Origin of the sequence: Haloferax mediterranei ATCC 33500, assembly GCF_000306765.2 — an archaeon.
GTDB lineage: Archaea > Halobacteriota > Halobacteria > Halobacteriales > Haloferacaceae > Haloferax > Haloferax mediterranei.
Genome location: NC_017944.1, coordinates 494,781 through 504,705, shown reverse-complemented (window position 1 = coordinate 504,705; position 9,925 = coordinate 494,781). Strand labels below are relative to the sequence as shown.

Here is a 9,925-nt window from a genome sequence, read left to right as displayed (position 1 = left end):
TGTGGGCTGATTCATCGATACCAGACCTGAAATGACTTCTCTGTGGCCATCCTACGGAACCCAACACTGGGGTCGGCCTCAGTGAGTGGGAGTGGATAAACCCAAACAGGCTTCGAGCGAGACGTGGGAAACTACCTTATCTCCACGAGAGAGCTTGTGCGGTTCGCAGAGCATGTGTCCTATCGTACGAACAGGTAATAGTCTAAAACTACGAAACGGGGAGCACATTGATTGCTGACTACCTGTCGGTCTCGTCGGCTGAGCAGTTTGTCATTGATATTGTCGTTTGTCATTATTTAATATGGGATACATCGAATAGACAGGTACTCGATAGCACTGTACTCGGGGAAATCTGTACACAGAGACGTCTCGTACAAAGCTTCGAGCAATCAGACTGCTACGGGACCCTGAGTACGTGGATATCGGGTGAGGATTACCATGGTAAACGCGACTGCAACTCCAAGCGATCAGTTACTCACACAGCAGAACTGCGCGATAACACTCATCGACCACCAACCCGAGATGGTACTCGGCGTCAATACCATCGAAACCGGTGCCCTCCGAAACAACGTTGCTGGTCTCGCAAAGACGGCCGAGGCGTACGATATTCCGGTCGTCCTTTCGAGCATCACCAAAGAGTACAATGGACCGCTCTTCGATGAGATACGGGAGACGTTCCCGAACGAGGAGGTGATTGACCGGACAACGATGAATTCGTGGGAGGACGAAGCGTACGTCGAAGCAGTCGAGGCAACCGGACGTGACCGACTGGTCATGGCTGGCCTCTGGACGGAAGTGTGCGTCTGTTTCGCCGCCCTTTCGGCCATGGAGGCAGGATACGACGTCTATGTCGTGGCCGACGCCTGTGGCGGGCGGACGACCGCAGATCACGAATATTCGATGCAACGAATGGTCGAGGCGGGTGTAACGCCAGTTACGTGGGCACAGGTACTCTACGAACTACAGCGTGACTGGGCAGCAGATGGTGCCGAAGATGCCCACCAGATCTCGATAGACCATGCCGGTGACTTCGGAATGGCTGTCGAGTTCGCGGACTTCCAGACTAAATAGAGTGGTCAGAAAATTAGAATATTTGGGCTCACTCCCTCCGAATCGTCTGACGGGATTCAGAGTGTGTTGTTTCAAAACCCGTAAGGACGGCACATAGAGCCTCTTATTTGACAGTCGTATTACGACTACCAGGTGAAGACGATGCAACCTAATTGTTTGTATGTTACTTGACATTTTATGTGCATCGGCCTGTAACTACTATTTGCAATGGCACCAACCGATACCGACGACAAATCGAGTCCGTTCTTTGACGAGGACGACGCTGCACTGCTCCTGATCGACCACCAGACTGGGCTGCTGCAGGGCGTCGAGAATCAGGATACGGTTTCGCTCCGCAACAACGTTCTCGCGCTCGCCGAGGTCGCAAAGCTGTACGACCTTCCGGTCGTGCTCACTACCAGCCGCGCCGAGGGTCCGAACGGTCCGCTCCTCCCCAAGCTGAACGAGATGTTCCCGGAAGTCGAGGTAATCGACCGCTCACTCGTCAACGCATGGGATGACCCAGCGTTCGTCGAGGCCGTCGAGGCGACGGGTCGGTCGAACTTGATCATGGCCGGTATTCTCACCGAAGTCTGCGTGGCGTTCCCGGCAATTAGCGCGGCTCAAGAAGGATACAACGTCCAAGCGGTGCTCGACGCGTCGGGCTCGCTCAACGACCGAGCTGAGCAGGCAGCTATGTCCCGGATGGAACAGGCTGGCGTCGACTTGACCTCGTGGTTCACCGTCTCCTCCGAGATGCTGAAAGACTGGACGAAGGAAGTCGCTCCCGAACAAGCGGCACACTTCAGTGAACGGACCGGGTTCTACGAACTCGTGTTAGAGAGCTTCAACGCAAGCAGCGCAGAATAATACTCGGAGAGACGGGCTCAGTACCCACGACCCGTGTCGTGGATGCTCGCCTCGGCTCTCTGTAAGATACTCCCCCACAAAGCAGCGATTAGTCGGTCGGGTTTGCATCAGCGGCCGACTCCCCTGCCCATTCCCTCGTCCAGTTCTCCAGTTCGTCGAACACGGGACAGAGCGATTCACCCTTTGTAGTGAGACTATAGTACGTTGCGACGGGCGCATCTTCTTCGAGACGGCGATTGACGTATCCTAACTCTTGGAGGTCGTCCAAGACGCGTGAGAGCGTCCGACTCGACGCTCCGGTCGAGCGCTTGAGCTCGTTAAATCGCTTCTCGCTGTGTTGGAGATCGTAGAGTACAAGCAGTCTCCACTGTGATCCGAGTTGGCTGATCGAATCGATTACTTGGCATTCTTCTTCACTCAGAATGTCCTTTTCTTCCGAATCGTCTTTTGGTACCGACATCGCTGTCACCTGGTGGTATCTTTGTCCGCGAGTGTTTATAGTGGTTCGGGTACGAACTAAGTAACATAGTGAAACCATGACTGATAACCAATCCACATCCACTGACCCACCCGTGACCGCCGACCTGCCGGAGAGTGCATTCCACGTGACCGGCACGGACCATATCTCAATCATCGGGAGCAATATCGAGGACACGATTACGTTCTATCGGGACGTCCTCGGAATGCCGCTCGTCCTCAAACAGCCCAACCTCGACGCACCGAATATTACCCACCTGTTCTTCGATACCGGTGACGGACGCATGCTCACGTTCTTCGTCAAGGAAGGCCGTGAGTCGAACACCGGTCGATTGCGAACACCAATTGGCGGTGTCCACCACATTGCCTTCCGGTACGAGCCCGAACGCCTCGAAGAGATTCGTGCTGGTCTCGAAGAACACGGCCACCACTACAACGAGTTCGACCGGGGAATCTTCCACTCGCTGTATACGACCGACCACAACGGGCTCGTCATCGAACTTGCAACGGACAAATTCGAGATTCCCGACGACCGACGCGGTGAGGTGCTTGCACTCGCCCAGCAGAAACGCCTCCAAGCCGGTGCATCGTTCGCCAAGGCAGAACACCTCGAAGCTGCACTCGAGGAACTCGCCCTTCCAGTCGAACGGAAATCGCTCCCCGATGTGCAGTCTGGTGCAGGTGGACTGGACTAAGCCCACCTGCAACCAGCGCAGAGCCGATTCGCTTTCCAACCTACTCAACGAACCACCACACATGCTCACAGACACGCCCGGCATCCACCACATCACAGGTATTGTTCGCGACGCTCAGACGAACGTCAACTTCTACACAGACGTGCTTGGTCTGCGTCTCATCAAGCAAACGGTGAACTTCAACGAGAAGTTTACGCGTCACCTCTTCTACGGTGACGAAACCGGCTCCCCCGGCACTGGATTGACGTTCTTTCCGTACCCCGCGGAGAACGACGGCAGGATCGGAAAACCGCAGATTAGTACCGCCGCACTGGTGATCCCACCGAACTCGGTGTCCTACTGGCGAGACCGCCTCGTCGAACACGACGTCGCCGTCACGGGACCGACCGAACGATTCGACGAGACGGTACTTCGGGTTTCCGACCCGGACGGCACGAAACTCGAACTCGTCACCGGCGACTCGTCTGTGACTCCGTGGGCAGACGGACCGGTTCCAACTCAGCATGCAATTCGCGGCATCTTCGGTGTGACACTGCTCTCGACGAACATCTTCGTCACCGCGAGCGTGCTGGAGACGTTGGGCTTCGAACTCCTCGAACAGGCGGGCGACCGGGTTCGGTATCGGGCACCGGGTGACCGTGCGACCGTCATCGACCTCCTCGACCGGGACGTCGAGTTCGGTCGTGAGGGCGCAGGATCGATTCACCACGTCGCTGTGCGCGTCCCGGAGAAAGAACAGCTCTACGAGTGGCACGACCTCTTTCGGGAGCGCGAGTACGACGTGTCGCGGGTGAAAGACCGACACTTCTTCCACTCGCTGTACGTCCGCGAGCCCGGTGGTATCTTGTTCGAACTCGCAACGGAACAGCCGGGACTCACAGCTGACGCCGACCTCGACACGCTCGGACAGTCGCTGTTTCTCCCCCCGTGGCTCGAGGAAGACCGCGAGATGATCGAGGGTCAACTGCAGCCACTCGAACTCCCTTCTGCGCCGGAGACGAACTAATGGGGCGGAACACAGATTCGACTGGTTCGGAAGCGAACCCACATGAAGAACAGCCAATTGAGACAGCCGGTGCCCCGCCGCAGGCGGCTGAAGCAGCCGTCATTCTACTCCACGGTCGCGGGTCGACTGCGCAGAGCATCCTCACGCTCATCGATGAGTTTCTTCATCACGGCGTGATGTATCTCGCTCCGCAAGCGGCCCACAAGACGTGGTATCCCCGCTCAGGTTATGCCCCAATCGAAGACAACGAACCGTGGTTCTCGTCGGGTCTCGCCCGCATCTCGACTGTGCTCGAGAAAGCTGCTGCGGCCGACATTCCCCCCGAACGGACGCTCCTGCTCGGATTTTCGCAAGGTGGGTGTCTCGCGAGCGAGTTCGTCGCACGAAATCCCCGTCGCTACGGCGGACTCGTGGTGTTATCGGGCAGCCTGCTCGGTCCAGACACCAGACAGGACTACGATGGCTTCATCGACGGAACACCTGTTTTCCTCGGGTGTAGTTCCGATGATCCGTACGTCGCCGCTGACCGTATTCACGAATCTGCGCGCGTGTTCGAACAGCTCGGTGGGGACGTACGCAGTCGACTCTACGATGACCTGGGGCACGCAATCAACGACGACGAAATTCAGCTGATCAATACGTTCATCGAACGACTCGTCTAAGCCGCCGCGTTTGTAGACGTTCAGACCTCTCCGTGCACAGACACAGCAGCACTGCTTATCAGTACAATCGCTTCGCCGACCGAACACGCTTCTGTGTTCTGCTTTTCGACCGATTCTTCGACTGTCCTGTTGTTCGACTATCGTCTCAGACCATCTATATCTCGGTGACATCGATGCCATCTACTATCACTAATGTCGCCAAACATACAAATAGGTTCCAAAACGAACTGGGTAACGTAATGAAACTGCCAATGCAGAACGATGCTGTGGCTGCTGTATCGACTATCGATTCCCTCGCGGACCGTTCGGAGGTGTTGGCCTAATGGTCCTCTCCGGACTCGAAGGGATTGCCCTGCTACTCGCGCGTATCCTCTTCGGCGGTGTGCTCGCCTTTACGGGGCTGAATCACTTCATGCAGACCGAACAGATGGCTGGATACGCCCAGCACAAGGGGCTGCCTGCACCGACGCTCTCAGTGCTCGGTTCAGGTGCGCTGCTCGTTCTCGGCGGGCTAAGCATCATCACCGGTGTTCTTCCCGTCGTGGGTGCACTGGTACTCGCGGGATTCCTCGTCGTGTCTGCCCTCACGATGCACGACTTCTGGGCCGTCCCCGAGGACCAACAACAAACCGAGATGACGCAGTTCCTGAAGAACATCGCGTTAGCAGGTGGTGCCCTCGCGATTTCCGTACTCGGCTCCACTCCGTGGGCGCTCAGTCTCGGTATCCGTCTGTTCTAGCGCCGGGCAACCGGATTGTTGACACGTTCCGGTACTCCCTCCGAAACCTGACAGTAAAATCACATACGCGCAACGACGACCTAACGAGGGACGTCGGTTGACACTTTTGACGAGAAGTGTCTGACTTTTGTGCGGAAAACCATCCGAGTCTTCCGCTCTGCTCGTCGCCTTACCTTAGACGTCTTCCTTACGTAATCTAAGATACGTCGCCAATAACCCAACACAACAGTTGCGATAACGCAACTCAACGGCTAAGCACCCGCAGTGACACTCCCCTGTATGCGCGAATTCGTCATTAACCTCCGTATACTAAATTAATTGAAAGAAAACAGTTGTGTACTGCTACGTTCAAGTCGGAGTCAAATGTCTCACCCCCACGAAATCGCTCCTGAGGCCCCGTGTGTCGAGCAACTATTGCGACTCCCGAAATCGAGACTTGAACTGCTTCAGGAGTGGGCGATTGACGGGACCGGGGTTGCAGCCTCGGCCCGAGTGCGAGACTCCGATGGGCGCATCGCACTCGTTAAGACTAGCTGGACAGACGGCTGGTTCTTACCCGGAGGTGCTGTCGAACCGAACGAAATCCCAGCCGAAGCCGCTCGACGAGAGGTTCGCGAAGAAACGGGACTGGACGCCACTATTGGGTCCCCACTCGTAGTTCTTGACCAGCGCTATCTCTCTGAGAATGGCGACAAAGAATGGTTCTCGGCATTATACGTGGTATATGCGGCAGCAGCTGAGGGTGAGATACCCGATGTTTCCCAGTTAGGAGTTACCGATGACGAAATCTTAGCGGCACGATGGTTCGATACCCTTCCGGAGGAGTTCCACGACGGAGAACTTCTCCGACCATACCTGTAAACTACTACTTTGGACCGTCTCCATTCAAATATCAGCATTTAGACGTGAAATACATCGGAATTAATGGTCTGATTCGTGAGGGTTCAACACCACATCATACTGGCTGGCGTGCTCGGTGTACTCGATGAATCGTGGAGCGTCCGGGTCGAAGGGACGCTGTAGCGACTTGAAGGCCTTCTTTTTGTCCCAGGACTGCAGACCGCCGATGGCCGAGCGGTCTTCCAGGTCGTGGTAGTCCAGGTCGGGTTCGGTCAACTCCCAGGCTTTCAGTCCCTGTTCAGTGCGAATGATGACGCTCGAGTACTCGTCGCTGGAACCGACCGAGCCAACTGTCAGGTCGGCACAGTAGCCGGTGAAGTCCGCACACTCGTCACAGCCTTTCAACGCCGCGCCGTGGAACGCTTCGATGTCCTCTTGGAGAATCATCTCGCCGTCGCGGTCATAGACCATCATGTCTCCGTTGAGGACGTCCATTTTGCCGATCTCCTCGGGAGCAATTCCGCGCTTCGCTTCGAGTTGCTCGCCGATGAGGCGCTCGTAGTTGAAGTTCTTCGTACACATCAGCGCAATCGTGTAATCGATTGCCCTGATACCCTCCTCCTGGCTTGCGTAGTCCCACTCGAAGTCCTGCAGAGCGCGGATGCCCTCGATTTCGCAGGGCGTCCCGACGAGTGCGAGCGAGAGGGATTCGGGGTCTTTCGCTGGGAGTTTCTCCTTCCATTGGTCGACGTTCAGGTTCCCGAGCGCCATCGTCTGGTTATAGAAGCTCCCCGCGTTCTCGATGAGTTCCTCGGGCGTCGTCGCGAGGAAGCTCTCGGCCTTCCAGGGTTCGTCCTCGCTCTCGGTGGCGATGAGCGCCCCGTCGATCTCGCCCGCCTCGAGGAGATGGATGAGAACGCTCGTGACGAGTCCGCCGTCTTGCGCGTTCTCGCGCCACGCTTCTTCGACCTTCGCGGAGAACTCGGTGATCGGATCGCCGGCACCGTTCACGTTGTCCTCGCCACCAGTTATCTTCCACTGGCGCTCGTACCGGAGTCCGCCGCGCGGACAGAAATCCCAGCAGAGCGAACAGCCCGTACACATCTTCACTAGTTTGGGGAGACCGTCGTCACCGATTCCAATGGAGTCCGACGGGCAGGACGCGACACAGGTTCCACACTGAATGCACCGCCCTTCGTCGATGACGGCCGCGTCGAGTTCCATAAACCACGTCTTGTCTTCGGGCTCGTCGATGTCGTTCATCTCCTGGCGGATAGAGTACCCTGGCGTGTCGAGTTCGACCCCTTCGGGAACCTGTACGCGCCTATCCGGGCGGCCGTCGGAAACGTCCTGACTCTTCCCCTCGCTGGGCGTCGTGAACTCGAGGGTCGTGAGATTCCCCGCAGCGTCGACGTTGCTCGGGCGAGTACCGCCGTCAGCGGAAACCGAGGATGTTTCCGTCGTACTCCCGTCAGTGCCGACATCTTTGCCAGCGCTGGTGTCACATCCGCATCCGCGCCCACAGCCACAGCTCTCGTCGCTGCGCCCACAGCCACAGCTCTCGTCGCTGCGCCCACAGCCTTCGTCGGTCTCTTTGTCGTCGGTCCTCCCTGACCGCCGCCGATATTTGATCGGCTTCACGTCTGAGTCGTACCGGGGTCCCGACTTCGAGCGGTGCCCGCTCACAGGCGGAGAGCCAACACCGTCGTATTCTCGATTGTCATCGTTCCTTCGCCTCTCGGTGTCCGTTTCCGGAACGTGGGGCAGCGGCCGCTCGCGCTCGTTCTCGGTGTCCTCAGTCGTCATGAGCGACCCCTCCGGAGACGTTGGCGTTCGCCCGTTGCATGATTCTTCGAAGGCGGTCGTTGCTCACGCGACGGGTCCATTCGTAGAACCGCTCGCCGGGGTCGCGCTCTTCGGCGAAGTCGTCGAAGAGCTGTTGCAACGCCGGAACGACGGCCTGTGCAGGGACCGCGTGCTCGACCCAATCGAGGAACTCGTTGTCGGTGCCGAGGCTCCCGCCGAGGCCGACGTCCATGCCCTCGACGATGTTGTCGCCCTCCTCGTTCGTGGTCCCTTCAGGGTCGTCCACCGCGACGGTCTCACCGCGGAAGCCGATATCCGCGATTTGGGGCTGTGCACAGGAGGCCGAACAGCCCGACATGTGCATCCGAACCACGTCGAGGTCGTCCGGCGTGTCTATCTGGCGGTCTAACGTCCGCGCCCAGCGGTAGACGCGTTTTTTCGTCTCGATGATTCCGTAGTTGCAGAACTCCGAGCCGGTACAGCCGACCACGCCACGGGCGAATGGACCGGGGTCGTGCTCGTACTTCCGGGCGAAAGGCTCGTTCAGCAGTGCCGAGAGATTCTCCTCAGGGATATGTGTGATGAGAAAGTTCTGGTCGGTCGCTAACCGGATCGAGGTATCGTCGGTCCCGTATCTCTTGGCTGCCCGCGCCGCTGCCGTGAGTTCGTCGCCGCCCATCCGTCCGGCGATGACGTTGAAGCCGACGTAGAACAGGCCGTCCTGTTTCTGGGGATGGACACCAACGTGGTCGCCTCGGTAGCCACGGGTGAGGTCCTGCCCCCGAGAATGGAGAGCGACGTCACAGCGGTCGCGGACGGCCGCCTCGAACTTCTGCGGTCCCATCTGCTGAACGAGGTAGCGCATCCGGCAGAGTCCACGGTTGGTGCGGTCGCCCAGTTCTTTGAACGTCTGAGCGACCGCGCGACAGAACTCCACGGCGTCCTCGGGACGAATGAATACATCGATGTTCGAGGCCATCCGCGGACCGTCTGAGAGGCCGCCACCGACGCGGGCGTGGAAGCCGTAGATATCCTCGCCGTCGATATTCTTTCGAGCCGGGACGAGACCGACGTCGTTGATTTGCGACTGGGCGCAGTCCTCCTGACAGCCCGTGATGGTCATCTTGAACTTCCGCGGGAGGTTGGCGTACTCTCGGTTATTCGTGAAAAAGTCCGAGACGGCGTCGATAACCGGCTGGGCGTTGAAGCACTCGTGGTCGTCGAGACCGGCCGCCGGGCAACCGAGGACGTTGCGCGCGGAATCCCCACAGCCCTGAATCGTGGTCAGGCCGACATCTTCGTACGTTTCCCAGATTGCGGGCATGTCCGTGACCTCTATCCAGTGCATCTGGACGTCTTGGCGGGTGGTGATGTCCAGAAATGCGTCACCCCAGATTTCGTTTTGTTCCTCACCACCATGCTCCCCGGGCGCGGTGGCGTATTCGTCGGCGACCGTACCGACGACCTCAGCCTGTTCAGGGGTGAGGAACCCACCGGGGACTTTCGTCCGGAGCATGAAGTAGTCGTTCTGGCGTCCGTGAGCGTACATCCCAGCCCACTTCAGGCGCTCCCACTCGCCGTCGCCTGCCCGTTCTTCAATCTCCTCGAAGGATAGGTTTCCTTCCGCGTACTCGTAGACGTCCTCGATAACGTCGAGGGGGTGTTTTTCTTGTTTCCATCGTTCGACTGTGTTCACTGTGGGCACCTGCCATACCCATGTCCTCAATTACCATGTGGTGTGCTATCAATGCTAATTCTGCCCGTTATGTGTACACGGCTC

The 9,925-nt window shown here is 58.0% G+C and carries 10 protein-coding genes; 7 read left to right on the top strand and 3 right to left on the bottom strand.

Going from position 1 to position 9,925, the window contains the following annotated elements:
* The first annotated feature begins 438 nt into the window (after positions 1-438).
* Positions 439-1,071: a hydrolase gene (locus tag HFX_RS19000; protein ID WP_004060622.1), complete on the top strand. Its 633-nt coding sequence runs from the start codon at positions 439-441 to the stop codon at positions 1,069-1,071.
* A gap of 207 nt (positions 1,072-1,278) precedes the next feature.
* On the top strand, positions 1,279-1,920 hold the full coding sequence (locus HFX_RS18995) for a hydrolase (RefSeq protein WP_004060623.1): 642 nt from the start codon (positions 1,279-1,281) through the stop codon (positions 1,918-1,920).
* A gap of 88 nt (positions 1,921-2,008) precedes the next feature.
* Here the strand turns inward: HFX_RS18995 and HFX_RS18990 are convergent, their stop codons facing one another.
* Entirely contained in the window at positions 2,009-2,380 is a 372-nt protein-coding gene (locus HFX_RS18990) for a winged helix-turn-helix transcriptional regulator (protein WP_004060624.1), read from the bottom strand.
* 76 nt (positions 2,381-2,456) lie between these two features.
* On the opposite strand from HFX_RS18990, the gene HFX_RS18985 reads away from it, so the two are divergent.
* The 5 genes from HFX_RS18985 (at position 2,457) to HFX_RS18965 (ending at position 6,360) form a co-directional block, all read left to right on the top strand.
* Positions 2,457-3,092: a VOC family protein gene (locus HFX_RS18985; protein WP_014732863.1), complete on the top strand. Its 636-nt coding sequence runs from the start codon at positions 2,457-2,459 to the stop codon at positions 3,090-3,092.
* A 61-nt stretch (positions 3,093-3,153) separates the two neighbouring features.
* Positions 3,154-4,098 carry a VOC family protein gene (locus tag HFX_RS18980; protein ID WP_004060626.1) on the top strand — a complete coding sequence of 315 codons (945 nt, stop codon included), beginning with the start codon at positions 3,154-3,156 and terminating at the stop codon, positions 4,096-4,098.
* Positions 4,098-4,760: an alpha/beta hydrolase gene (locus tag HFX_RS18975; protein ID WP_004060628.1), complete on the top strand. Its 663-nt coding sequence runs from the start codon at positions 4,098-4,100 to the stop codon at positions 4,758-4,760. The genes HFX_RS18980 and HFX_RS18975 overlap by 1 nt, the downstream gene beginning before the upstream one ends.
* A gap of 322 nt (positions 4,761-5,082) precedes the next feature.
* A complete protein-coding gene (locus HFX_RS18970; RefSeq protein WP_004060631.1) occupies positions 5,083-5,499 on the top strand; it encodes a DoxX family protein in 417 nt (138 codons plus the stop codon).
* A 363-nt stretch (positions 5,500-5,862) separates the two neighbouring features.
* Positions 5,863-6,360, top strand: coding sequence for an NUDIX domain-containing protein (locus HFX_RS18965; RefSeq protein ID WP_004060641.1), 498 nt, complete (start codon positions 5,863-5,865; stop codon positions 6,358-6,360).
* A gap of 60 nt (positions 6,361-6,420) precedes the next feature.
* Here the strand turns inward: HFX_RS18965 and HFX_RS18960 are convergent, their stop codons facing one another.
* Together HFX_RS18960 and HFX_RS18955 are read right to left on the bottom strand one after the other, a co-directional pair.
* Positions 6,421-8,145 (bottom strand): Coenzyme F420 hydrogenase/dehydrogenase, beta subunit C-terminal domain, encoded by a 1,725-nt coding sequence (locus HFX_RS18960; protein WP_004060643.1) that lies wholly within the window; start codon positions 8,143-8,145, stop codon positions 6,421-6,423.
* Positions 8,135-9,841 carry a nitrite/sulfite reductase gene (locus HFX_RS18955; protein ID WP_004060645.1) on the bottom strand — a complete coding sequence of 569 codons (1,707 nt, stop codon included), beginning with the start codon at positions 9,839-9,841 and terminating at the stop codon, positions 8,135-8,137. The genes HFX_RS18960 and HFX_RS18955 overlap by 11 nt, the downstream gene beginning before the upstream one ends.
* Positions 9,842-9,925: the final 84 nt, after the last annotated feature.